Raw genomic sequence first — 23,177 nt, forward strand, 5'->3', positions numbered from 1 at the left:
GCGATCCGGCAACTCCCGCGGCACACTCCACGTTTGACGCCCCGTTTGCCGGGGCCGTCCCGCTTATCCGGTTACGCACGCCCGGGCGGCACACTCCCGGGCCCGCGACGACCGTACGACGACCGCACGACCGCCCCGCGACGGCCGCGGGGCGGCCCCCGGACCTCCGCCCGCGAACCGCCCCGCCTCCTCCGTACCGGAACCGGACCCGACCCGGGCCCCGGACCCGGCCGTCAGTCGAACCACCGCTCCCGCGCCAGCTCCTCGCCCCGCTCCGGGTCCTCCAGCAGCGCCGCGACCTCGAAGCGCCGCGGCCACTGCCCGGCCGCCCAGGCCAGCCCGGCCGCGAGCCCCTCCAGCGTCGCCGCGTGCAGGGTGCCGTCCGGCGTCCACCGCCAGTCCAGCTCCGCCGTCCCGTCCGGGCCGTCGACCAGCAGCTCCTCGTGCTCGGTGTACGTGACGGGGACGGCCGGGCCGAGCAGCGCGCGGACCGCGTCCGGGACGTCGTGGACCTCGCCCTCGGACCGCACCCGGGCGGTGACCGCCTCGCTCAGCCGCTCCACCTGGAACAGCTCGGCCAGCTCCGCGGCCCGGGCCGGCCGCACCGGCAGCAGCGGCCGGCCGCCGGCCAGCGGCATCAGGTCCGGGGCGTCCGCGACCACCGCGTCCGCCGCGTCCACCACCCGGATCTCCCCGCCGGCCACCGCCCGCACCTCGTCCGGCAGCGTCACCTGATCGGGGTCGAGATCGGCCAGCAGCCCGTACAGGGCGTGCAGTTGGGCGGTGCCCACCGGCCGGTCCGGGTCGGCGAGCCGGGCCAGCAGCTCGGCCGCGCCGCCCGGCTCGTCCAGCAGCGCCGCGACCGAGGTGCGGACGCCGAGCGCGCGCAGCACCTGCGCGTCCACCCGGCCCGCGTCCGCCGCCTCGTACAGCCCGGCCAGCAGCGGATCGCCGCCCGCGGCGCGCAGCCCGGCGGGGCGGCGCCCGTCCAGCACCGGGTGGCCGCGCAGCCACCACGCGGTGTACGGGCGCACCGACTCCGTCGTGCCGTCCGGGAGCAGGACCCGCACCGGCGCGGTCAGGGCGTCCCGCAGCGGCGGCTGGGAGAGCATCTCCAGCACCCGCGGCCAGGCGTCGTCGGCGACCAGGTCCAGATCGCGGACCGCGACCAGCTCGGTGACGACCGGCGGCACCGGCGTCTCCGGCAGCGCGTCGAGGAGGTCCTCGCACCACACGTCGACGGCGTCCAGCAGTCCGGCGTCGTCCGGCTCGGGGAAGTCGCTGTCGCGCGGCTCCAGTTCGTCCGGGTCGAGCACCACATCGGTGGCCCGCACCAGCGCGAAGGTGGCCAGCACGCCCACCGCGGTGAGCGGCTGCCCGCCCCAGCGCTCCGCCAACTCCGCGTCGCAGGCGGCGAGTTCACCCTCCCGGATGACCTGCTCGAAGTCGCTGCCCGGCAGGACCAGTTCACCGGCCGGCGCCAGCTCGCCGTCCTCGTCGGGCAGCGCCAGCGCCGCCAGCCACGGCTCGTCACCGGGCGCCAGACCGGCGTCCCGGACCAGCCCGAGCACCGCCTCGGCCAGCTCCTCGGCGCCCAGCGGCACCCCGGCGCCGGGCGCGAGTTCGTCCTCGAAGACGTCGTAGGCGTCCTCGTCGGCGTCCAGGGAGTTGGCGACCGCGGCCCGCACCTGCGGGGTGGTCAGGACGGCGCGGGGCGCCGCCGGGGTCGCGCCCAGCTTCTCCAGCAGCGGGTGGACCGCCTCCGGGTGGGCGACCTTCAGGCCGAGCCGGGTCAGCGCCCGGTGCCGGCCGGCCGCGTCCTCGCCCCCGTCCGGGCCGCCGCCGGGCAGCGGCAGCAGCACCTGGCGCGGCCCGATGACCGTCCGCCCGGTGCCCGCCAGCGGCACCGGCAGGCCGCTGAGCCGGTCCGGGTCGGTGCCGGCCAGCGCGTCGTAGAGCCGCCACCACCACTCCGGGGCGCGCTCCACGCCCGCCAGCCGGTCGATCATCTCGGTGAGCGGCACCCGGGCCACGCCCAGCGCCCGCAGCTCCTGGCGGCGCTCCAGCCCGGCCGGCAGCAGCCCCGGGAACAGCTCGGCCAGCACTCCGACCGCCGCCGCGCCCGCGCCCTCCACCAGCTCGGCGTCCACCGGCCGCAGCACGTACCGCTCCGCGGCCTCCTCGTCCCACTCGCCGGCCGCCTCCGGGGCGGCCCCGGCGGGCGCCGCCGCGCTCGGCAGGAACCGCACCCGCGGCAGCAGCGCCAGGATCCGCCGCCGCACCTCGCCGTCCAGCGCGCCCTTGCCCAGCGGGCCCGGTACGAGGTCCAGGGTGTCCGCCGACACCGGCTGCCACCGGCCCAGCAGGTCCGCGTACGCGGCGGCGGCCCGGCCGGACAGGAAGTCCGCCAGCGGCCCGGGCGCGACATGGCGCCGGGTCGGCTCCAGCGGGAACGAGGCGATCAGCAGCGCCGGCAGGCCCAGCGGCTCATCGGTCGGGGTCGGCGCGTGCACCACCGGCGCGGTGCCCGGCCGGACCGGCGCGCCGGCCTCGTCCACCGGCACCGCCCAGGTCACCGACCAGAACGGCCGCAGCCGCTCCTCCACCGGGCGGTCCGCCAGCAGCGCCGGGTCCAGCGGCCCGCCGTCGGACGCCACCCGCCAGCGGGTCGCGCCCCGCTCGCTGTCGTCGATGACGACCAGCTCACCGTCCTGACGGCGGGTCAGGGTCCGGACGCCCTCCGGGGTCTCCACCACGACCTCGGCGAGCCCCGGCAGCGTCAGCAGCAGCGCCGCGTCGATCCCGGCCAGCAGCCGTTCGGCGAGGTCCTGCGCGGCGCCGTCCCGCAGCGGCAGCACCACCGCGGTGTCGTAGCCCTCCGGCGCGGTGCCCTCCGCGGGCAGCGGCAGCCGCAGCAGCGGTACGTGGCCCTCGCGGCGCCGGAGTTCACCGCCCAGGCCGGGGCTGTGCGCGGCCACCGCCTCGGTCAGCTCCCGGGCCTCGGCCAGCGACCAGCGGACGCCGCCGGTCCGGCCCACCAGCGCCGGTTCGTCGCTGACCGCCAGCACCGCGGCGAACCCGACGCCGAACCGGCCCACCGCGCCGGCCGCCGCGCCGCTCTCCCGCTTCGCCGAGGCCCGCAGCGTCGAGAGCGATTCGACGCCGGCGGCGTCCAGCGGCGCGCCGGTGTTGGACGCGACGAGCACCGCCGGGGCGCCGCCGTCGGCGGCGTGCAGGGTCAGCCGGAGCCGTCCGGGCACGCCGGCGCGGGCCGCCGCGTCCGCCGCGTTCTGCGCCAGCTCCACGGCCAGCCGGTCCCGGTACCCGCCGAGCGCGAGGTCCTCCTCGGCGTTGGCGTCCTCCCGGAACCGGGCCGGCGAGGCGGCCCAGGCGTCCAGCACGCCGCGCCGCAACCGGGCCGTACCGAAGGGGTCGGCGCCCTCGTCGGCGCCCCGCACCCACGGCATACCTGCCACGTCTCGTCTCCCTCGTCCAAGGTGTCTGGTCCCGACGGTACCCGCACGTTGTCGGCTTTCCCGCCGTGGTGGTTGCTGTTCCGCGCCTTCGGCGCGAGGGGGTGTTGCGGGGTGGGGCCCCGGTGAGTGGTGGGTGCCGGGTGTGGGGCCTCCGGGGTGGGTGTGCGGACTGCTGACGCTTTACGTCCGCACACCCACCCCGGAGGCCCCACACCCTCCCCGCCGTCAGGGGACCCCACCCCAGGAGGGGGACAAGGGGAGGTACGAGGTGCCCACGCACAACGTCAGCTTCTGGCTGAGGGGCCACCCCTACGGGGCCCTGCAACTCCCCCACCGGGCGGGGGTCACCGAACGGGGTAACGGAAGGGGGCCTGTGGGGCGGGCCGGAGGGGGTGGTTGTTCGGACGTAAAGCGAAGCAGTCCGAACAACCACCCCCGGAGGCCCGCCCCACAGGCCCCCGAACCCACAACCAACGGGCAGAAGCAGGCGAACCCCGCCCACACACCACCCCCGCCGAAGGCGAAAGAACCGCACCCCGCACGGCGGAAAACCCGACCACGTGGGCGAGGCGCCAAGCGCTAACTGTGGCCGAGTTCCTCGGCCGGCCCGCCGTCCTCGACGGACCCCCCGTCCGGGGCCGGACGGATCGAGACCGGCTCGACAACGGTCTCGTCAAGCACCGGCTCCGCCGGCTTCGGCGGCTTCGGCATGACGGCGGCCTCCGAGTGCGCCCCGCACCCGTACGAGAGGGAGACCACCCGGCCGTCCGCCGGGGAGAACTCGTTGGCGCAGACGCCGAACGCCTGCCGCAGCGAGCCGGCCATCGGCGTCAGGAAGCCGCAGGACACGCAGCTGGCGGGGGCCGCCTGGGCCATCGGGGTCTTGGGCCCGAAGGCTTCCTCCCAGCGGTCCGCGGCGGCGTGCAGGCCGTAGCGGGACAGGACCCGGGCGCGGGCCATGCCCAGCTCGCCGGCGACCGCGGCGATGCTGCCGCGGTCCGGCACCGGCTGGACCGCGGGCGAGCCGGGGAGGACCTCGGCCTCCTCGGTGTCGGCGACGTCGGCGGCCATGCCCTCGGCGACCGGGGCGTTCGGCGGCGGGACGTCCTCGCCGCTGAAGCCGGGCTCCAGCCGCAGGTCGTCGGCCTCGGTGGGCAGCAGGTCGCCGGGGCCCATGTCACCGGGGCGCAGGCGTTCGCTCCACGGCACCCACTCGGGGGCCAGCAGCGCGTCGGGGCCCGGCAGCAGCACCGACTCGTCGAGGGTGACGACCTTGGCGCGGGCGGCGCGGGTGACGGTGACGGCGTAGCGCCAGCCGCGGTAGCCGGGCTCCCGGCAGTCGAAGAGGTGGGTGACGACGCGGTCCGCCTCGGCGACGGCGTCGAGGTGCTCGCCGACCATGCCGGGCGCGGCGTCCTCCTCGGCCGCCGCCCGGGCAAGGTCGACCGCCTCGGCGCACAGGCGGTCCGGGGTACGGCTTCGCATCGCAGCACTCACAAGAATCGATTCTCTCTTCCACGCCGTCTCACGAGCGCGCCAGCCGGAGCTGTCCTGATCCTGTCCGGACGACCGGCGGGACCGGGGCGGGCGGAGCGGACCGGGGGACCGCGTCGACGTCCGCGCCCGGCTGGATCGTTCGGTCGAGCGCACCTCTTACGTCCCATTCTGCGTGATCGCAGGGAAATGAGGTACGCGGCCGGAACGGACCGCCGGTGGCGCTCTGGACACGCTACCCCTTCAACGCTGTACGACCCCTCGGCGGGAGCGGCAAATCTCTCCGGGGAGCGGCGGCGCGCCGTGCGGACGGCGGCCGGCCGGGGCGGGTGCGGCCCGCCGGGACAGGGGGAGAAAACGCCGTCTCTGGGGTGAGTTGGGGCAGTATGGCCGGGTGGCCGCGGTCAGGGAGTCGAGGGCCCGCCGGGCGGGCCGGGCGGCCGGGCGCGCGCTGCACCGGCCGCTGTCCGGCGCGGCCCGGGGCGTGCGGCGCGCCACCCGCGCGGAGGGCGCCGGCGAGACGGGGCTGGCGCAGCTGATCGAGCTGCACGCGGTGAATTCCGCCGGCGACATGCTGATCACGGTCGCGCTGGCCTCGACGGTGTTCTTCTCCGTGCCGACGCACGAGGCGCGCGGGCGGGTGGCCCTGTATCTGGCGGTCACCATGGCGCCGTTCGCGCTGCTGGCGCCGGTGGTCGGGCCGCTGCTGGACCGGGTGCCGCACGGCCGCCGGGCGGCGATGGCCGGTTCGATGCTGGCCCGGGCGGTGCTGGCGCTGACGATGTCGGCGGCGGTGGCCGGCGGCGGACCGGCGCTGTATCCGGCGGCGCTGGGGGTGCTGGTGGCGTCGAAGGCGTACGGGGTGGTGCGCAGCGCGGTGGTGCCGCGGCTGCTGCCGCCGCGGGTCTCGCTGGTGCGGGCGAATTCCCGGGTGACGCTGGCGGGGCTGCTGACGACCGGGGCGGCGGCGCCGGCCGGCGCCGGGCTGCATCTGCTCGGGCCGGCCTGGCCGCTGTACGGGGCGTGCGCGGTCTTCGCGGGCGGGGCGGTGCTGTCGTTCGCGCTGCCGCACGCGGTGGACTCGGCGAAGGGCGAGGGCCGGGCGCGGCTGGCGTCCCGGGACGGGGCGGGGCCGGCCGGGCCGGGGCGGCGGGCCCGGCCGGGGCTGCGCACGGTCGGCCCGCCGGTGCCGGACGCGCTGCGGGCGAACGCGGCGCTGCGCGCGCTCTCCGGTTTCCTGACCTTCTTCCTGGCGTTCCTGCTGCGCGAGCGGCCGCTGGACGGACTGGGCGCGGCGGTGTCGCTGGGGCTGGTGGCGGTGGCGGCGGGGGCCGGCAACGCGCTGGGGACGGCGGTCGGCGCCTGGCTGCGGGCGCGCGGCCCGGAGGCGATCATCGCCGCGGTGCTGGGGCTGGCGCTGGCCGCCACGGTGGTCGCGGCGCTGGGCTACGCGGTGCTGGCGGCGGTGGTGGTGACCGCGGCGGCGGCCGCGGCGGGCCTGTGCCAGGCGCTGGGGAAGCTGGCGCTGGACGCGCTGATCCAGCGGGACGTACCGGAGACCGTGCGCACCTCGGCGTTCGCCCGCTCCGAGACCGTGCTCCAGCTGGCGTGGGTGGCGGGCGGGGCGCTGGGCATCGCGCTGCCGCTGGTCGGCGCGCTGGGCCTGGCGGTGGCGGCCTGCCTGGTGGCGGCCGGTGCGGCGGTGTCGGCGCGGGGGCTGCTGGGCGCGGCCCGGCGCGGCGGCCGGGCGGCTCCCCGGGTGGTGTGACGCGCCGGTGCGGCCGGTCCGGGCGTGCGGCGCGCCGCACCCGAGCGCGGCGCGCGCCGGGACGCCCGATAGCCTGCCCGTATGACCGCTGCGTTGATCTCCCGGGGCAAGGGCCGCCGGGCCGCCGCCGCCCTCGGTGCCGTGTCCCTGGGCCTGCTCACCCTCTCCGCCTGCCAGCAGCCGACGTCGCTGGCCACCGTGACCGTCGGTTCGGGGACGGCGACCGCGGAGGTGACCCCCGGCTGCGACGGCGACGGGAAGTCCCTCAGCCAGGCCGAGCTGAAGAGCTGCATCACCAAGAAGGGCAGCGAGACCCTCACGGTGCGCCCGGGCGAGAAGATCCGGGTGGGTGTCGACCCGAAGGTCGCCAAGGCCGGCTGGTTCGCCGTGGGCGCCACGCCGTTCATGCAGCCCACCACCGAGACGTACCGGTCGTTCAACGTCGACGACCTCTTCAAGCAGACCAACCCGGTCACCGGCCAGTCCGGCTACGTCAGCGAGGTCACCCTGCTGGTCGCCGAGGCCGGCAAGGAGACCGGCCAGGGCCCGCAGGCGCTGTGGCACTTCAACCTGAAGCTGAAGGACTGAGCGCACTGGGCGCGCGGCCCGTGCGGGTGCTGGTGGTCACCGCGGTGGCCGCCGAGCGCGACGCGGTGTGCGCCGCGCCGGAGCCGGGCGACGGCGGCGGGTACGTCCCCGAGGAGCTGCCCGGCGGCTACGCGCTGCACCGCGCGCCCGGCGGCTCGGGCGCCCCGGACGTGCTCGCGGCCGGGGTCGGCCCGGCCGCCGCGGCCGCCGGCACGGCCACCGCGCTGACCGCCGCCGCGCTGGCCGGCGCGCCGTACGGCCTGGTGGTCTCGGCCGGTATCGGCGGCGGTTTCGCGCCCGCCGCGCCGCTGGGGACGGTCGTCGTCGCGGACGCGATCGTCGCCGCCGACCTGGGCGCGCAGACCCCGGACGGCTTCGTTCCGGTCACCGAGCTGGGCTTCGGGACGGTGCTGCACCGCCCCGATCCGGCGCTGGCCGCGGCCGTCGCGGCGGCGGCCGGCGGGCGGACCGGCCCGGTCGTCACGGTCTCCACCGTCACCGGCAGCGCCGCCCGCGCCGCCGAGCTGGCGGAGCGTCACCCCGGCGTGCTGGCCGAGGGGATGGAGGGCTTCGGCGTCGCCGAGGCGGCCGCCGCGCACGGCCTGCCGGTCCTGGAGATCCGCACGATCTCCAACGCGGTCGGCCCCCGGGACCGCGCCGCCTGGCGCATCGGGCCCGCGCTCGCCGCGCTGACCGGCGCGTTCCGCACGTTCCCCGGCGCCCTGGCGGGCACCCTCGCGGCGGCCCGCGTTCCGGCACCACCCCACACTCTCGGGAGGACCCCATGACCCGGCCGCTGTCCATCGCCTACTCGCCGTGCCCGAACGACACCTTCGTCTTCGACGCCCTGGCGCACGGCCGGGTCCCGGACGCGCCGGAGCTGGACGTCACCTTCGCCGACATCGACCGCACCAACGGCATGGCCGAGCGCGGCGAACTGGACGTGCTGAAGGTGTCGTACGCGGTGCTGCCGTGGGTGCTGGAGGAGTACGCGCTGCTGCCCACCGGCGGCGCGCTGGGGCGCGGCTGCGGCCCGCTGGTGCTGACCCGGCAGCCGGGCGGCCCGGCGGACCTGGCGGGGAAGACCGTCGCGGTGCCCAGTGAGCGGTCCACCGCGTACCTGCTGTTCCGGCTGTGGGTGGCGGACCAGGTGCCGGGCGGGGTCGGCGAGATCGTGGTGCTGCCGTTCCACGAGATCATGCCGGCCGTGCGGGACGGCAAGGTGGACGCCGGGCTGGTGATCCACGAGGCCCGCTTCACGTACCAGGACTACGGGCTGCGGTGCCTGGCGGACATGGGCGCGCACTGGGAGCTGACGACCGGGCTGCCGATCCCGCTGGGCGCGATCATCGCCAAGCGGTCGCTGGGCGCGCCGCTGCTGCGCCGGCTGGCGGACTCGATCCGCACCTCGGTGCGGATGGCCTGGGACGACCCGGAGGCCGCCCGCCCGTACGTCCTGGCGCACGCCCAGGAGATGGACCCGAAGGTCACCGACCAGCACATCGGGCTGTACGTCACGGAGTTCACCGCCGGCCTCGGCGAGGACGGCTACGCGGCGGTGCGCGGGCTGCTCACCCGCGCCGCGGCCGAGGGGCTCGTACCGCCCCTCGGCCGCGATGCGCTGGCGTTCGTCTGAGGACAGCCGCCGGCCGGCTCAGACGTCGAGCTGGTCGGCGACCGCCCGCAGCATGCCGGCGATCTTCGCGCCGTGCTGCTTCTCGGGGTAGCGGCCCCGTTCGAGCTGCTGGGTGACGTTCTCCAGCAGGGTGGTGAGGTCCTGGACGATCGAGGCGAGCTCGTCGGGCTTGCGGCGCATGGCCGCGGCGACCGAGGGGGCTGGTTCGAGGAGGTTGACGCTCAGGGCCTGGTCGCCGCGCTGGCCCGCGACGACGCCGAACTCCACGCGCTGGCCGGGCTTGAGCGTGTCCACGCCGTCGGGCAGCACCGACGAGTGTACGAAGACGTCACCGCCGTCGTCGCGGGAGAGAAAGCCGAAGCCCTTCTCGCTGTTGAACCACTTGACCTTGCCGGTAGGCACGTCTGTCCTCGTCCTCGTACTCGTCGGAAATGCGGGTCTGGTCCGCCGCGGGCACTGCCGTCGAGGCCGCGGCGGGGAAAAAATGGGTCTGGATAGCAGTGCAGCGGGCCACGGAGCCCGCCTACCCCAAGGCTAATGGTCCGGGGCCCGGTGACAAGACGTCGCCGGGGGGATCCTCGGCGCTTCCCAGCCGGACTTACCCTGGTCAGGTGTCTGATGAAACGCCCCAGGCCGGGGATCTGCTGGTCCGAATCGGCGCGATCGTGTTCCTAGTTGGCGCACTGGCCACTCTCGTCACGGTGCTGCCGCTGTTCCTCGGGACGCGTCCGCTGCCGTGGGAGTTCTACTGGGTGTCCATGCTGATGGGCGCCGGTTTCCTGCTCGCCGGGGCCGGAGTGGTGCGCTCCGCGGCCGCCCAGCGGCGTCAGGCGGAGGCGGCCACCGCGGCGGCCCCGCCGGCCTCGCCGTCGCCCTCGGCGAGGTAGCGATCCAGCCACCCGGGGAAGTGCGTGAGGTCGTCCAGCAGTACCTGGGCGCCGGCCGCCCGCAGCTCCTCCGGTGCGCACGGGCCGGTGGCGACCGCGACGGACAGCGCGCCCGCGGTCCGGGCGCCGCGCACATCGCCGGTGTGGTCGCCGACGTAGACGCCGGCGCCGTGCTCGCGCAGCGCGGTGGCCTTGGCCTCGGCCCACAGCGAGCCGACGACGGCGTCCGGGGCGATGTCCAGGTGGGAGAGGTGCAGCCGGGCGTTGGGCTCGTACTTGGCGGTGACGACGACGGTCCGGCCGCCGGCCGCGCGCACCGCGTCCACCGCCTCCCGGGCGCCGGGCATCGCCAGGCTGTCCGCGATGGCGTACGACGGGTACAGCTCGCGGTAGACGTCGCAGACCTCGGCCACCTGCTCCGCCGGGAACCAGCGGGCTATCTCCTCCGCGAGCGGCGGCCCGAGCCGGGTCACCGCGGCGTCCGCGTCGATGTACGTCCCGGTGCGGGCGGAGAGCGCCTCGTAGGCGGCCTTGATGCCGGGGCGGGAGTCGATCAGCGTCATGTCGAGGTCGAACCCGACGGTCAGGGAGTGCGCAGCCATGCCTGCCATTGTGCCTGCGGGCCGAACCGGCCAGGGCATACAGTTAGCCTTGCCTTACCTAACCGGCGGGTCCCGGGCCCGCACCCAGAGTTGACGACCGGAACGGACCCGACCCCTTGATGCCATGCCCGTGACGCCCCGGAAGCGGAGCCGGCGGCTCGGCCTGACCGCCCTGGCGGTGCTGGCGCTGCTGCTCGCGGTGGTCCTCTCGCTCAGCGTCGGCAGCGGCGCGTTCTCGCCGGCCGCGGCGCTGGACGGCCTGGTGCACGGCGGCAGCGGCGACGCCGCGCAGGTCGTCCGGTATCTGCGCCTGCCGCGCACCCTGATCGGCGTGATGGTCGGCGCGGCGCTGGCGGTGGCCGGCACGGTCTTCCAGGGCCTGACCCGCAATCCGATCGCCGACCCGGGCATCCTCGGCATCAGCCAGGGCGCCTCGGCCGCCGTGGTGGCCGCCATCGCCTTCGCCGGGGTGCACACCCTGACCGGCTATGTCTGGTTCGCGTTCGCCGGGGCGGGGGTGGCCGCGGTCGTCGTGCACGGGATCGCGAGCCGGGGCCGGGGCGGCGCGACGCCGGTGAAGCTGGCGCTGTCCGGCGCGGCGATCAACGCGCTGCTGGTGTCGGTGTCGATGGCGATCCTGACGACGAAGGCGGCGGCGCTGGACGAGTTCCGCTTCTGGCAGGTCGGTTCGCTGACCGGGCGGGACGCGGACGTGGCCGCGCGGATCTGGCCGTTCCTGCTGGTCGGCGCGGTGCTGGTGGCGTCGGTGGCGCGCGGTCTGGACGCCCTGGCGCTCGGCGAGGACGTGGCCCGGGGGCTGGGCCAGAAGATCGCCGCGGTACGGATCACCGGCGGGCTCGGCGCGACGGTGCTGACCGGCGCGGGCGTGGCGGCGGCCGGGCCGATCGCGTTCGTGGGCCTGGCCGTCCCGCATGTGGCGCGGGCCCTGGTGGGCGGCGGGCACCGCTGGTCGCTGCCGATGGCGGCGCTGCTCGGCCCGGTCGTCGTCCTGGTGGCGGACACCGTCGGGCGGGTCCTCTTCCCGCCGTCGGAGGTCCCGGCCGGGGTGATGACGGCGCTGATCGGCGTGCCGTTCCTGGTGTCGCTGGTGCGGCGGCGGGCGGTGGCGGCATGACGGCCCGCACCGACACCGCCGCGCCCGCGGCCCGCCCGGTGCCGCTGCGGCCCGCCGGGTACGCCCTGGTGCGGGCCGGGCGCGGCTCGTTCCTGCTGCACCGCCGCGCCACCGCGACCGCCGCGGCGCTGGCCGTCCTGCTGGCCGCGGTGTGCGTGGCGTACCTGTGCGCCGGCGAGAACTGGGTGGCGCCCGCCGAGGTGCTGAAGGTGCTGGCCGGCGAGCCGTCCGGGCAGCAGCTCGTGGTCGGCACGCTGCGGCTGCCGCGGATGGTGGTCGGACTGCTGGCCGGCGCCGCGTTCGGGGTGGCCGGCGGGCTGATCCAGACCGTCGCCCGCAATCCGCTGGCCAGCCCGGACATCATCGGCGTGACGCAGGGCGCCGGGGCGGTGACGGTCGGCGCGATGACCTTCGGCGTCACCTCGTTCGCGGTGCTGCCGTACGTATCGGTGGCCGGCGGGGTGCTGGCGGCGCTGCTGGTCTACGTCTTCGCGTGGCGCGGCGGGCTGCACGCCACCCGCTTCGTGCTGATCGGCATCGGCTTCGCGGTGGCGCTGCGCTCGGTCACCCAGCTGTTCCTGACCAAGGGCGACTACCTGGTCGCGCAGCAGGCCCAGGTATGGATGACCGGGTCGCTCAACGGACGCGGCTGGGCGGAGGCGGCGCCCCTGGGGTGGGCGCTGCTGGCGCTGCTGCCGGCCGTGGCGTGGGCGGCGCGGGCCCAGCGGACGGTGTCCCTGGACGACGGGACGGCGACCGCGCTGGGCGTCCGGCTGGGCCGCGTCCGGCTGGGGCTGGTGGCGGTCGGGGTGGTGCTGGCGTCGATGGCGACCGGCGCGGCCGGGCCGGTGGACTTCGTGGCGCTGCTGGCCCCGCAGATCGCCCGCCGGCTGACCAGGACGGCGCAGATCCCGCTGGTGTGCTCGGCGCTGCTGGGCGCCGTCATCGTCGTCCTCGGCGACCTGCTCGCCCGCAAACTGCTGGCGCCGACCGAGCTGCCGGTGGGCGTGCTCACGGCCGCGGTCGGCGCCCCGTATCTGATCTGGCTGCTGGTCCGGGGCCACCGGGCCCGCGGCCGGGCCACAGGAGGAGAAGCGTGACCGGTACCGGCACCCCGCGGCCCGCGCCCCAGGCGGGCCCCGCCGCCCAGGAGACCCCCGCGGCCCGCCTGGCCGCCCGCGACCTCACCCTGTCCTACGAGGAGCGGACCGTCGTCGAGGGCCTGGACCTGGACGTGCCGGACGGCGCGGTCACCGTCGTCGTCGGCCCGAACGCCTGCGGCAAGTCGACGCTGCTGCGCGCCCTGGGCCGGCTGCTGCGGCCCCGCCGCGGCGCGGTCCTCCTGGACGGCACGGACCTGGCCAGGATCCCCACCCGGCGGATCGCGCAGGCCCTCGGCCTGCTGCCGCAGACGCCGGTGGCGCCCGAGGCGATCACCGTCGCCGACCTCGTCGCCCGCGGCCGCCAGCCGCATCAGCGCTGGTGGCAGCAGTGGTCGGCGGAGGACGAACGGGCCGTCACCGAGGCGATGGCCCGCACCGACGTCACCGCGCTGGCCGACCGGCCGGTCGACGAACTGTCCGGCGGCCAGCGCCAGCGCGTCTGGATCGCCATGGCCCTGGCCCAGGAGACCGACCTGCTCCTGTTGGACGAGCCGACGACCTACCTGGACATCGCCCACCAGGTGGAGGTGCTGGACCTCGTCCGCCGCCTGAACCGCGACCGCGGCCGGACCGTCGTCGCCGTCCTCCACGACCTCAACCAGGCCGCCCGCTACGCCGACCACCTGGTGGCCATGAAGGCGGGCCGGATCGTCGCCCAGGGGCCTCCGGGGGAGGTGGTCACCGCCGGGCTGGTCGAGGAGGTCTTCGGCCTGGCGGCGGTGGTCGTCCCGGATCCGGTGACCGGCTCGCCGCTGGTGGTTCCGGGCCGTCCGTGGGAAGGGGACTCCCGGCGGTGACGGCCGCGCCGCAGGGCGCCCGTCCCGCCGACCGCCGCGCAGCCGAGCCGAAAGGACAGGGGATGCCCCGCTCGACGCCCCGCTCCACCGCAGCCGCCCGCCGCACGACCGCCCGCATCGCCGCTCGTACCGCCCGGCGGGCCGGCGCCCGTATCGCCGGGCGCACCACCGCTCGCGCCGCCGGGCGCGCCACCGCCGCCCGCGCCGCGGCCGCCGCCGTCGCCGGCGCGCTGCTGCTCACCGCGTGCGGCGGCGCGGACTCCGGAGGCTCCGGGGGCTCCGCCGCCGGCCCGGACGGCACCTTCAAGGCCGCCGACTGCCCCGCGCAGCCCACCACCACCTGGCCCGCCCCGGCCCCCAGGGACGGCGGCCACCACCCCGTACGCACCGCCATGGGCGAGGTCTCCGTCCCCGACAGCCCGCGCCGCGTCGTCGTCCTGGACACCGCCGAACTGGACTCCGCGCTCACCCTGGGCGTCACCCCCGTGGGCGCCACCCGCGCCGACACGGCCGCCGGCTTCCCCGCCTACCTCCCCAAGGACAAACTCGCCGCCATCAAGAACGTCGGCACCATCGGCGCCCCCAACCTGGAGGCGATCGCCGCCCTCCAGCCGGATCTGATCCTCACCAGCAAGGTCCGCGACGGGCAGCGCTACGCCGAACTGTCGAAGATCGCGCCGACCGTGATGACCGAGTCCACCGGCTACCCCTGGAAGCAGAACTTCGCCGTCCACGCCGCCGCCCTCAACCGCGTCCCCGAGGCCAAGCGCGCCGTCGCCGCCTACCGGGAGCACGCCGAACGCGTCACCCGCTCCCTCGGCGGCCCCGCCGCGGCCCGCGCGCTGCGCGTCAACGTCGTCCGCTTCGTCCAGGGCGCCGACACCCGCGTCTACGGCTGCCGCAGCTACATCGGCACCGTCCTGGACGACCTCGGCACCGGCCCCACCGCCGTCGTCAACGGCGCCAAGGACGGCCTGATGGTGGAGGTCGGCCCCGAGCAGATCACCCGCGCCGACGCCGACGCCGTCTTCTACGCCACCTACGGCACCCCCGAGAAATCCCAGGAGTCCCAGATCACCGCCGGCCCCCTCTGGAAGCACCTCCGCGCCGTCCGCAACGGCAAGGCCCTGCGAGTGGACGACCAGCTGTGGATCCAGGGCATCGGCTACACGGGCGCGAACAGGATCCTGGACGAGATCGGGCGGGGGGTGGGGCGGAAGTGACCGGGGGCGGTTGGCTTGGGTGCCCCCGGGGCGGTCGGCTGGGGTGCCCCCGGGGCGGTCGGCTGGGGTTCGGGTCAGGCGCCGCCTGACGCCGCACCGCGCGCCGTCCGCCGCAGGCGCCAGAGGAGGAACAGGGCCGAGGCGATCGCGGCCGCGCGGGCCGTGGCGGGGAGGGCGGCGAGGAGTTCCTGGCCCAGGTGGCCCGGGGGCAGCGCGTCGCCCCAGCGGCCCTGGGAGCGGCCCCAGATCCACAGCACCAGGCCGCCGGCGAAGACGCCCGGCACGCCGAGCGCCGCGAACTTGGTCTCCGTACGGCCCAGCCGCCGCGAGACGTAGGCGAGCCCCCAGCCGCCCGCCAGGGCCAGCCAGGAGCCGGTCACCGCGCCGGCCAGCAGGAGCAGGACGGCGAGCGCGGGTACGGGGCTGAGCCAGGCGCGCAGCGGCAGCCGGGCGGGGGCGGTGGCCTCGGCGTCGGTTGTCCCGTCCGTCGCGGGCCCGGCCCCGGTGCCCGTGTCCTTCCCCGGCTCCCCGGTTGCGGGCGCGGCGGGGCGGCGCCCGAGGGCCCGCCGCAGCAGGGCCGGGAGGGCGGCGCCACCGCCGCGTTTGGCCGGGGCCGCGCCGTCCGCGCCCTTCTGCGCGCCGTCCTTCGCCGCGGCGTTCTTCTCCTCCGGGTGCTCCCAGACCTCCGGCAGTTCGATGCCGCCGACGAATCCGGGTACGGAGTCGGCCGCCCCGTAGGCGGTGCCGTCCGGCCCCTGGGGCCCGCCCTCCGGCCCGTAGGGCGCGGCCTCCACCCGCCACCAGTCGGGCGGGTCCTGGGCGTCGCCCAGTTCGTGCGCGGCGGCCAGATGGGGCGGCGCGGCGATCTGCGGCGCCTCGGGGGCGGCGGGCCGGGAACGTTTCGTCAGGAAGCCGGGCCGCCGGCCGCCGTCCTCGGCGTCCCCGTCGCGCGGCGCGGGCACCTTGCCGATGAGCCCGCCGAGCCGCTCCCGGGCCTCGGCCCACGGGGCGGGACGGCCCGGCCCACCGGACGCCGCTGAGGGCCCCGGGCTCGGCGGGGCCGCCGGGGCCGGGCGTGGTCCTGGCGCCGCGCCGCCGTCCTGGCCGGTCCGGCCCTCCGCCTCGGCCGCGGCCCGTACCACCGCCTCCGGTGTCCCCAGCCGGGCCAGCATCCGCTTCACCCCGGGCACCGAATCGGCCTTCTGGTCGGCCCGCTGGGCGTCGATCTCGGCCCGCAGCGAGGCGACCAGCCGCATCCGGGCGCCGGACGGCAGGCCGCGCTGCTGGGCCAGATCTCCCACCCGGCTCAGATAGTCAAAGACGAGCTGCTCGCTCTCGATCCCCACGAAAACCCCTGCGGCAGGCGCTGGTTGCTGCCCCGACGGTACCGGGTGGGCCGGGGCCGCCACCGCCGGCGGCCCGCCCCGCGCCCCGGGGCGGGCGGGGGCCGCACCCACCGGCACCCCGTCCCCGAAACCGCCCGCCCCCCTCGCCTCCTCCCGCGCCCCCGCCCGCCCGGCTAACGTAGGACGAATGACCAGCGCTACGCCCCGCACCCTCGCCGAGGAGCTCAGGACCCGTTCGGACCGGGGGCTCGCCGGGCTGCTGCGGGCCCGCCCCGACCTCCTCAACCCGGTACCGGGCGATCTGACGCAGCTGGCCACCCGGGCCGGCACCCGCGCGTCCGTGGTGCGGGCGGTGGAGCGGCTGGACACGTTCACCCTGCAGACCGCCGAGGCGCTGGCGGTGGCCCCCGACCCCTGCCCGTACGGGACACTGGAGGCGCTGATGGCCGGCGACGCCGGGGATCCGGTGGTCTCCGCGGCGCTGCCCGGCGCGGTGGCGGCGCTGCGCGCCCAGGCGCTGGTCTGGGGCCCGGACGACCGCCTGCGGCTGGTCCGCACCGCCCGCGAACTCCTCATGCCGAGCCCCACCCGCCCCTCCCCCACCGGCCTGGGCCCGACCGTCGCGGAGGCCACCGCCGGGATGTCGCCCGGCCGGCTCCAGGAGATCCTGGCCGCGGCCGGTCTGCCCGCCACCCATGACCCGGTGTCGGCGGTCGCCGCGCTGACCGGCCTGTTCACCGACCGGACGCGGATGGCCGCGCTCCTGGACACCGCGCCCGCCGAGTCCGTCGCCACCCTGGACCGGCTGCTGTGGGGCCCGCCCTACGGGTCGGTCACCGAGCGGCCGGCCGGGCATCTGCGCTGGCTGCTGGACCGCGGGCTGCTGCTCCCGGCCGGCGCCCGCAACGTCGTCCTGCCCCGGGAGGCCGCGCTGCACCTGCGCGCCGGGCGCGCGCACCGCGTCCCCGAGCCGGTGCCGCCCGCCCTCGCGCCGGCCACCGCGCGCGATCCACAGGCTGTGGACGGCGCCGCCGCGGGCCAGGCGTTCACCGCGCTGGCCACCGTCGCGGAACTCCTCAAGGAGTGGGACCTCGGCGGCCCGACCGTGCTGCGCGCCGGCGGCCTGAGCGTCCGCGACCTGAAGCGGACCGCGGCCGCCCTGGACACCACCGAGCAGCTCGCCGCCTTCTGGCTCGAACTCGCCTACGCGGCCGGGCTGATCGCCTCCGACGGCGAGGCCGACGAGCGGTACGCCGCGACCCCGGCCGCCGAGGACTGGCTCCAGCTGCCCGACCACGAACGCTGGGCCGTGCTGGCCGCCGCCTGGCTGCCCGCCACCCGCACCGCCGGGGTGGTCGGCACCTCCGACCCCAAGGGCCGCACGCTGGCCGCGCTCGGCCCGCACCTGGACCGCTCGCCGGCCCCCGAGATCCGGTACCGCGTCCTGAGCCTGCTGGCCACGCTTCCGGCCGGTACGGCCGTACCGGAGGCGGCGGTGCTGTCCCGGTTGCGGTGGGAACGCCCCCTCCGGGCCGCCGCCCCGGCCACCGCCCCCCAGGCCGCCGGCCGCCCCGCGCCCCCGGATACCGCCCCGGACGGCCCCGCCTCCGGGGACCTCCGCTCCCGCCTCGCCCAATGGACGCTCGAAGAGGCCGAGTTGCTCGGCGTCACGGGCCGCGGCGCCCTGTCCACCCACGGGCGGGCACTCCTGGGCGGGACGGCGGCCACGGGGCCGGAGGGGACCGCCCCCTCCGGGGACGCCGGGGCCGCCACCGCTCCCCCGGCCCCGCCCCGGCCCACCCCCGCCGAAGCCGCCACCGCCGCCGGCCGGGCCGCCGTGCTGCTCGCCCCACTGCTGCCCGAACCCCTCGACCACGTCCTCCTCCAGGCCGACCTGACCGCCGTCGCGCCGGGCCCGCTGCGCCGCCCGCTGGCCGAGGCGCTCGGCGTGCTGGCCGATATCGAGTCCAAGGGCGGCGCCACGGTCTACCGCTTCACCCCGGGTTCGGTCCGCCGCGCCCTGGACGCCGGCCGGTCCGCCGCCGAGCTCCAGGAATTCCTGGCCACCCACTCCCGCACCCCGGTGCCGCAGCCCCTCTCGTACCTCATCGACGACGTGGCGCGGAAGCACGGCCGGCTGCGGGTCGGCGCGGCCGGCGCCTACGTCCGCTGCGACGACGACGCGCTGCTCTCCGAGATCCTCGCCGACCGCCGGGCCGCCGCCCTGCGGCTGCGCCGCCTCGCCCCGACCGTGCTCGCCGCCCAGACCGCCCCGGACCAACTCCTCGACGGGCTGCGGGCGATGGGCTACGCCCCGGCCGCCGAGTCCGCCGCCGGCGATGTGCTGATCGCCCGCGCCGACTCGTACCGCACCCCGCCCCGTACGGCACCCGCCCCGGTGCCCGACGGCCCGCCGCCGCCCGGCCGGACGCTGCTGGACGCGGCGGTCCGCGCCATCCGGGCCGGCGACCGCGCCGCCACCGCGCCCCGCAAGCCCGCCCCGGGCACGGGTGCCGGCACCGCGGCCGGAACGGCAACCGGAACGGGCACCTCCGACGCCCCGCCCGGCGCCCCGGCCCCGGGGGCGCTGCCCCGCACCACCTCCGCGGAGACCCTGGCCACCGTCCAGGCCGCGGTCCTCACCAGCTCCCCCGTCTGGATCGGCTACGTCAACGCCGACGGCGCCGCCAGCCAGCGCGTGATCGCCCCCGTACGCGTCGAGGGCGGCTACGTCACCGCCTACGACCACACCTCCGACGAGGTCCGCACCTACGCCCTGCACCGCATCACCGGGGTCTCGGAACTGGCCGACGAGGCGGCCGGCGACCTGGCCGACGACACCGTGTAGCCGGGACGAGGTCGAGACCGGGGCGGGACAGCCGGCGCCGGGGCAGCTCAAGCCGGGGCCGGCCGGCCCGCCGGGCGCGACCGGCCCGCCTTGTCGGTGCGATGCGGCACACTGGAGGTTTGGCACGTACGGCTGCCGCGGCGGACCGCGGGCCGGACGGTTCGGCCCCGGAGAGCGAAAGGCGAGGCGCGTGAACGGACCCCTCATCGTCCAGAGCGACAAGACGCTGCTGCTGGAGGTGGACCACGAGCAGGCGGACGCCTGCCGACGGGCCATCGCGCCCTTCGCCGAGCTGGAGCGGGCGCCGGAGCACATCCACACCTACCGGGTCACGCCCCTGGGCCTGTGGAACGCCCGCGCGGCCGGCCACGACGCCGAGCAGGTCGTGGACGCGCTGGTGCAGTTCTCCCGCTATCCGGTGCCGCACGCGCTGCTCGTCGACGTCGCCGAGACCATGTCGCGGTACGGGCGGCTGACGCTCACCAAGCACCCCGCCCACGGCCTGGTGCTGACCACCACCGACCGGCCCGTACTGGAGGAGATCCTCCGGTCGAAGAAGGTGCAGCCGCTGGTCGGCGCGCGGATCGACCAGGACGCGGTGGTGGTGCACCCGTCCGAGCGCGGGCAGATCAAGCAGACGCTGCTGAAGCTGGGCTGGCCGGCCGAGGACCTCGCCGGCTACGTGGACGGCGAGGCGCACCCGATCGAGCTGGCCGAGGACGGCTGGGCGCTGCGCCCCTATCAGTCGCAGGCCGTGGAGGGCTTCTGGCACGGCGGCTCCGGTGTCGTGGTGCTGCCGTGCGGCGCCGGGAAGACGCTGGTGGGCGCGGGCGCGATGGCGCGCGCCAAGGCGACGACGCTGATCCTGGTGACGAACACCGTCTCGGCCCGCCAGTGGAAGCACGAGCTGGTGAAGCGGACGACGCTGACCGAGAGCGAGATCGGCGAGTACAGCGGCACGAAGAAGGAGATCCGGCCGGTCACCATCGCCACGTACCAGGTGCTGACGACCAAGCGGAAGGGCGTCTACCCGCATCTGGAGCTGTTCGACTCCCGCGACTGGGGCCTGATCGTCTACGACGAGGTGCACCTGCTGCCGGCGCCGGTCTTCAAGTTCACCGCCGACCTCCAAGCCCGGCGCCGGCTGGGGCTGACCGCGACGCTGGTGCGCGAGGACGGCCGGGAGTCGGACGTCTTCTCGCTGATCGGGCCGAAGCGGTTCGACGCGCCGTGGAAGGAGATCGAGGCGCAGGGGTACATCGCGCCCGCCGACTGCGTCGAGGTCCGGGTGGACCTCACCGACGCGGAACGGCTCGCGTACGCCACGGCCGAGGCCGAGGAGAAGTACCGCTTCTGCGCGACGACGGACAGCAAGCAGCGGGTCACCGAGGCGCTGGTGCGGCGGCACGCGGGCGAGCAGACGCTGGTCATCGGGCAGTACATCGACCAGCTGGACGAGCTGGGCGAGCACCTGGGCGCGCCAGTGATCAAGGGCGAGACCAGCAACGCCCAGCGGGAGAAGCTGTTCGAGGCGTTCCGGCAGGGCGAACTGTCGGTGCTGGTGGTGTCGAAGGTCGCCAACTTCTCCATCGACCTGCCGGAGGCGACGGTGGCGATCCAGGTGTCGGGCACCTTCGGCTCCCGGCAGGAGGAGGCCCAGCGGCTGGGCCGGGTGCTGCGTCCGAAGGCGGACGGCCACGAGGCCCGCTTCTACTCCGTCGTCGCCCGCGACACCATCGACCAGGACTTCGCCGCCCACCGCCAGCGCTTCCTGGCCGAACAGGGCTACGCGTACCGGATCGTGGACGCGCATGAGCTGCTGTCGGGGAGGGGCGCGGATGCGGGTGCGGGGGCCGGTTCGGGCTTGGGTACGGGTGCCGGTACGGGCTTTGGTACGGGTGCTGGGTCCGGCTCCGCGGGCGTCGATGCGGACGGGGATGACGACCTCACGGCGGACGGGGTGGCCTGACGGCGGACGGGGTGGCCTGACGGAGGGTCTTGGGGCTGAGGACGAGCGCCGGGCGCCGGGCCGGAGAAGGGCGTTCGCGGGCTGATCACGGCCGCGGGCGGCCCCGCGCCCGGTTCTCACCACGCTCGCCGACCACGGGCTGATCACGGCCGCGGCGGCCTCACGCCCGGTCGTCACCACGCCTCCCCTCCGCTGCTGCTGCCCCTGCCGGGTGCCCTGCCGTCCGTCACCCCGCCGTGGCCCGGCTGCTCGTAGGCCGGGCGCCGGCGGTGCGTGGTGACGGGACGCGGCGAGCCGCCGTACGGGCGCCGGGTATGCCGGGGCCGGTGGCGGACCGGCGGGTCCACCAGGCCAGCGCCGCCAGCAGGGCCAGGCCGAGCAGCGGGTAGGGGGCGGCGAGCGGCTGCTGCCACCAGGAGAAGTGCAGGGCGCGCAGGCCCTGGTGGTGGACCGCCCACATCGAGCGGGCCGTGAACGCCACCGCGACCGCGGCTACCAGCGCCCACCGCCACCGGTCGCGCCGGGCGTGCGCGGCCAGGGCGGCCAGCAGCGGAACGCACCAGACCCAGTGGTGCGACCAGCTGATCGGGGAGACCAGCAGCGCCGTGACGGCCGTGGCGAGCACGCCCCAGTGGTCCAGGCCGCGGCGGACGTACAGGCGGCGGGCGGTCCACAGGCCGCCGGCACCGGTGAGCAGGGCCGCCGCCAGCCACCACACACCGGGCTCGGTGGTGTGCAGCAGCCGGGCCACCAGCCCCTGGACGGACTGGTTGTCGACGATCCAGACCTTGCCGACCCGCTGCGTCTCGAACATCCGCCGGGTCCAGAACTCCACGCTCGCGCCGGGCAGCACCAGCGCGCCGACCAGCACCGACACCGCGAACCCGGCGAGCGCGCCGGCCGCCGCCCGCACCCGTCCGGTGATCAGCAGATAGACCGCGAAGATCGCCGGGGTGAGCTTGACGCCCGCCGCGAGGCCGGTGGCGAAGCCCTTGAGGCGGGCGCCGTCCGGCCGGGAGAGGTCCCACAGCACCAGGCAGGTCAGAGCGAGGTTGATCTGACCGAAGACCAGGGTCTGGAAGACCGGTTCGAGCCAGAGGCCGAGGGCGGTGGCGGCGAGCACCAGCGGCGCGGAGTACGCGGCCCGGCGCAGCCCGGCGGCCTTCGCGGAGAGGTGGACCAGCAGCGCCAGGAACGCGGCGTTGACCAGCACACAGGTGATCTTCAGGGCGGTGAGCGAGAGCCAGGTGGTGGGGATGAACAGCAGGGCGGCGAAGGGCGGATAGGTGGCGGGCAGCGCCCACTTGGTGACCGTGAAGCCGTAGAGGTCACCGCCGGTCGCGGCGGCCTGGCCCTCGGCGCGGTAGACCTCTATGTCGGACATCGGCAGCTGCACGGCCCGCGAGAGCGCGTAGAGCCCGGCGAGGGACAGGAGCAGCAGGGCCGCACCGGTCGCCAGCCGGCCGGGGTCGGCGAGGCTCCGCGCCCAGGTGCGTCTCCACGTCCACGTCCCCGTCCCGTCGGCGGCAGACACCGTTGACCCTCCTCATCGCCCTGAGCGCGCTCTCTGCGGCGACGCTAGTGGATCGGAACCGACCGTCCGTAACGCTTTCCGGTCAACCGGTGGTCCATGCGGTGGCCGGCCGTCGTCCGCAGGGACCGGTGCAGACCGGTGCGCGCGGGCGGGGTCAGCCGTCCGCGTACTCCCCCATCACCACCACGCTGAACGCGGCGGCCGCGAATATCTTCACGGCGCGGAGGGCACCGCCGACCGCTGGACGGTGCGGCCGGGCGCCGGCGGGGCCGCGGGCCGGGGCGCCCTTGGCGGGGCGGCGGGTGGCGGCGTGGACGGAGGCTGAGGACATCGTTGCGCTGCTCATGTCCTCCATCATCGTTTTCACGCGTTCGGCGCACATCGGCCCACGGTTCGATCTCCCGGCGCCCCCGCGTCGGCCTCTGGGCCTACGCCAACCCCTACGGGAGACCTACGGTTCTCAGGGTTCTCCCTCCCGGGTACGGCGCCGGGCCGTCCCGGGCCGCCCCGGGCCGAGCCGCGACGGGTACCGCCGCCCCGCACTGGCCGGGCCCCGGCCGGCGCCACCGCGCCGCCCCGCCCCCGGCCCGGCGCCTCCCCCGCCCGTCCCGTCCCCGCCCGTGCCGTCCCCGTACGCCCCACGCCCGCACCCCGCCCGCACCCCGCCCCCTCCGCCCCAAAAACCGTTGGCGCCCCCGACCACCCCTGACT

18 protein-coding genes are annotated in these 23,177 nt (G+C 76.7%); 11 read left to right on the forward strand and 7 right to left on the reverse strand.

Features of this window, described 5'->3' with window-relative positions:
- Positions 1-233: 233 nt before the first annotated feature.
- The gene (locus ADL22_RS22545) at positions 234-3,467 is read right to left on the reverse strand and encodes a sacsin N-terminal ATP-binding-like domain-containing protein (protein ID WP_066982713.1); all 3,234 of its coding nucleotides are present in this window, start codon (positions 3,465-3,467) and stop codon (positions 234-236) included.
- A 588-nt stretch (positions 3,468-4,055) separates the two neighbouring features.
- Positions 4,056-4,961, reverse strand: a complete 906-nt coding sequence (locus ADL22_RS22550; protein WP_066982716.1) for a DUF3027 domain-containing protein — start codon at positions 4,959-4,961, stop codon at positions 4,056-4,058.
- A 403-nt stretch (positions 4,962-5,364) separates the two neighbouring features.
- On the opposite strand from ADL22_RS22550, the gene ADL22_RS22555 reads away from it, so the two are divergent.
- The 4 genes from ADL22_RS22555 (at position 5,365) to ADL22_RS22570 (ending at position 8,962) form a co-directional block, all read left to right on the forward strand.
- Complete coding sequence (locus tag ADL22_RS22555; RefSeq protein WP_066982719.1) at positions 5,365-6,738, forward strand: MFS transporter; 1,374 nt, start codon at positions 5,365-5,367, stop codon at positions 6,736-6,738.
- Positions 6,739-6,819: 81 nt separating this feature from the next.
- The gene (locus tag ADL22_RS22560) at positions 6,820-7,326 is read left to right on the forward strand and encodes a hypothetical protein (protein WP_066982721.1); all 507 of its coding nucleotides are present in this window, start codon (positions 6,820-6,822) and stop codon (positions 7,324-7,326) included.
- A 20-nt stretch (positions 7,327-7,346) separates the two neighbouring features.
- Positions 7,347-8,114 carry a futalosine hydrolase gene (locus ADL22_RS22565; RefSeq protein WP_066982724.1) on the forward strand — a complete coding sequence of 256 codons (768 nt, stop codon included), beginning with the start codon at positions 7,347-7,349 and terminating at the stop codon, positions 8,112-8,114.
- Positions 8,111-8,962, forward strand: a complete 852-nt coding sequence (locus ADL22_RS22570; protein ID WP_066982727.1) for a 1,4-dihydroxy-6-naphthoate synthase — start codon at positions 8,111-8,113, stop codon at positions 8,960-8,962. The genes ADL22_RS22565 and ADL22_RS22570 overlap by 4 nt, the downstream gene beginning before the upstream one ends.
- 18 nt (positions 8,963-8,980) lie before the next feature.
- On the opposite strand, the gene ADL22_RS36860 is transcribed toward ADL22_RS22570, so the two are convergent.
- Complete coding sequence (locus ADL22_RS36860) at positions 8,981-9,364, reverse strand: cold-shock protein (RefSeq protein WP_066982730.1); 384 nt, start codon at positions 9,362-9,364, stop codon at positions 8,981-8,983.
- A gap of 209 nt (positions 9,365-9,573) precedes the next feature.
- On the opposite strand from ADL22_RS36860, the gene ADL22_RS22580 reads away from it, so the two are divergent.
- The gene (locus tag ADL22_RS22580; RefSeq protein ID WP_066982733.1) at positions 9,574-9,849 is read left to right on the forward strand and encodes a hypothetical protein; all 276 of its coding nucleotides are present in this window, start codon (positions 9,574-9,576) and stop codon (positions 9,847-9,849) included.
- On the opposite strand, the gene ADL22_RS22585 is transcribed toward ADL22_RS22580, so the two are convergent.
- Positions 9,789-10,451, reverse strand: a complete 663-nt coding sequence (locus ADL22_RS22585; RefSeq protein ID WP_079064345.1) for an HAD family hydrolase — start codon at positions 10,449-10,451, stop codon at positions 9,789-9,791. The genes ADL22_RS22580 and ADL22_RS22585 overlap by 61 nt on opposite strands.
- A 124-nt stretch (positions 10,452-10,575) precedes the next feature.
- Between ADL22_RS22585 and ADL22_RS22590 the strand changes: the two genes are divergently transcribed.
- From ADL22_RS22590 to ADL22_RS22605, 4 genes are all read left to right on the forward strand, one after another.
- The gene (locus tag ADL22_RS22590) at positions 10,576-11,586 is read left to right on the forward strand and encodes a FecCD family ABC transporter permease (protein WP_066982740.1); all 1,011 of its coding nucleotides are present in this window, start codon (positions 10,576-10,578) and stop codon (positions 11,584-11,586) included.
- Positions 11,583-12,686: a FecCD family ABC transporter permease gene (locus ADL22_RS22595; RefSeq protein WP_066982743.1), complete on the forward strand. Its 1,104-nt coding sequence runs from the start codon at positions 11,583-11,585 to the stop codon at positions 12,684-12,686. Before ADL22_RS22590 ends, ADL22_RS22595 begins: the two co-directional genes overlap by 4 nt.
- Positions 12,683-13,546 carry an ABC transporter ATP-binding protein gene (locus ADL22_RS22600; protein WP_079064346.1) on the forward strand — a complete coding sequence of 288 codons (864 nt, stop codon included), beginning with the start codon at positions 12,683-12,685 and terminating at the stop codon, positions 13,544-13,546. Before ADL22_RS22595 ends, ADL22_RS22600 begins: the two co-directional genes overlap by 4 nt.
- A 62-nt stretch (positions 13,547-13,608) precedes the next feature.
- Positions 13,609-14,769, forward strand: coding sequence for an ABC transporter substrate-binding protein (locus tag ADL22_RS22605; protein WP_079064347.1), 1,161 nt, complete (start codon positions 13,609-13,611; stop codon positions 14,767-14,769).
- A 74-nt stretch (positions 14,770-14,843) separates the two neighbouring features.
- Here the strand turns inward: ADL22_RS22605 and ADL22_RS22610 are convergent, their stop codons facing one another.
- Entirely contained in the window at positions 14,844-16,115 is a 1,272-nt protein-coding gene (locus ADL22_RS22610) for a hypothetical protein (protein ID WP_066982746.1), read from the reverse strand.
- Positions 16,116-16,302: 187 nt separating this feature from the next.
- On the opposite strand from ADL22_RS22610, the gene ADL22_RS22615 reads away from it, so the two are divergent.
- The gene (locus ADL22_RS22615) at positions 16,303-18,963 is read left to right on the forward strand and encodes a helicase C-terminal domain-containing protein (RefSeq protein WP_066982750.1); all 2,661 of its coding nucleotides are present in this window, start codon (positions 16,303-16,305) and stop codon (positions 18,961-18,963) included.
- A gap of 190 nt (positions 18,964-19,153) precedes the next feature.
- Entirely contained in the window at positions 19,154-20,932 is a 1,779-nt protein-coding gene (locus ADL22_RS22620; protein WP_234430810.1) for a DNA repair helicase XPB, read from the forward strand.
- A gap of 226 nt (positions 20,933-21,158) precedes the next feature.
- On the opposite strand, the gene ADL22_RS22625 is transcribed toward ADL22_RS22620, so the two are convergent.
- The gene (locus tag ADL22_RS22625) at positions 21,159-22,466 is read right to left on the reverse strand and encodes a glycosyltransferase 87 family protein (RefSeq protein ID WP_066982753.1); all 1,308 of its coding nucleotides are present in this window, start codon (positions 22,464-22,466) and stop codon (positions 21,159-21,161) included.
- Between the two features lie 154 nt (positions 22,467-22,620).
- Complete coding sequence (locus tag ADL22_RS22630) at positions 22,621-22,812, reverse strand: hypothetical protein (protein ID WP_066982763.1); 192 nt, start codon at positions 22,810-22,812, stop codon at positions 22,621-22,623.
- Positions 22,813-23,177 lie beyond the last annotated feature (365 nt).

It is taken from the genome of Streptomyces sp. NRRL F-4489, from assembly GCF_001509485.1.
GTDB lineage: Bacteria > Actinomycetota > Actinomycetes > Streptomycetales > Streptomycetaceae > Streptomyces.

What these genes read in the sequence shown, in the direction of transcription:
- ADL22_RS22615 (WP_066982750.1), top strand. Translation starts at nt 16,303, where the DNA reads ATGACCAGCGCTACGCCCCGCACCCTCGCCGAGGAGCTCAGGACCCGT.
- ADL22_RS22590 (WP_066982740.1), top strand. Translation starts at nt 10,576, where the DNA reads ATGCCCGTGACGCCCCGGAAGCGGAGCCGGCGGCTCGGCCTGACCGCC.
- ADL22_RS22560 (WP_066982721.1), top strand. Translation starts at nt 6,820, where the DNA reads ATGACCGCTGCGTTGATCTCCCGGGGCAAGGGCCGCCGGGCCGCCGCC.
- ADL22_RS22595 (WP_066982743.1), top strand. Translation starts at nt 11,583, where the DNA reads ATGACGGCCCGCACCGACACCGCCGCGCCCGCGGCCCGCCCGGTGCCG.
- ADL22_RS22550 (WP_066982716.1), bottom strand. Translation starts at nt 4,961, where the DNA reads ATGCGAAGCCGTACCCCGGACCGCCTGTGCGCCGAGGCGGTCGACCTT.
- ADL22_RS22630 (WP_066982763.1), bottom strand. Translation starts at nt 22,812, where the DNA reads ATGAGCAGCGCAACGATGTCCTCAGCCTCCGTCCACGCCGCCACCCGC.
- ADL22_RS22545 (WP_066982713.1), bottom strand. Translation starts at nt 3,467, where the DNA reads ATGCCGTGGGTGCGGGGCGCCGACGAGGGCGCCGACCCCTTCGGTACG.
- ADL22_RS22570 (WP_066982727.1), top strand. Translation starts at nt 8,111, where the DNA reads ATGACCCGGCCGCTGTCCATCGCCTACTCGCCGTGCCCGAACGACACC.
- ADL22_RS22605 (WP_079064347.1), top strand. Translation starts at nt 13,609, where the DNA reads ATGCCCCGCTCGACGCCCCGCTCCACCGCAGCCGCCCGCCGCACGACC.
- ADL22_RS22585 (WP_079064345.1), bottom strand. Translation starts at nt 10,451, where the DNA reads ATGGCTGCGCACTCCCTGACCGTCGGGTTCGACCTCGACATGACGCTG.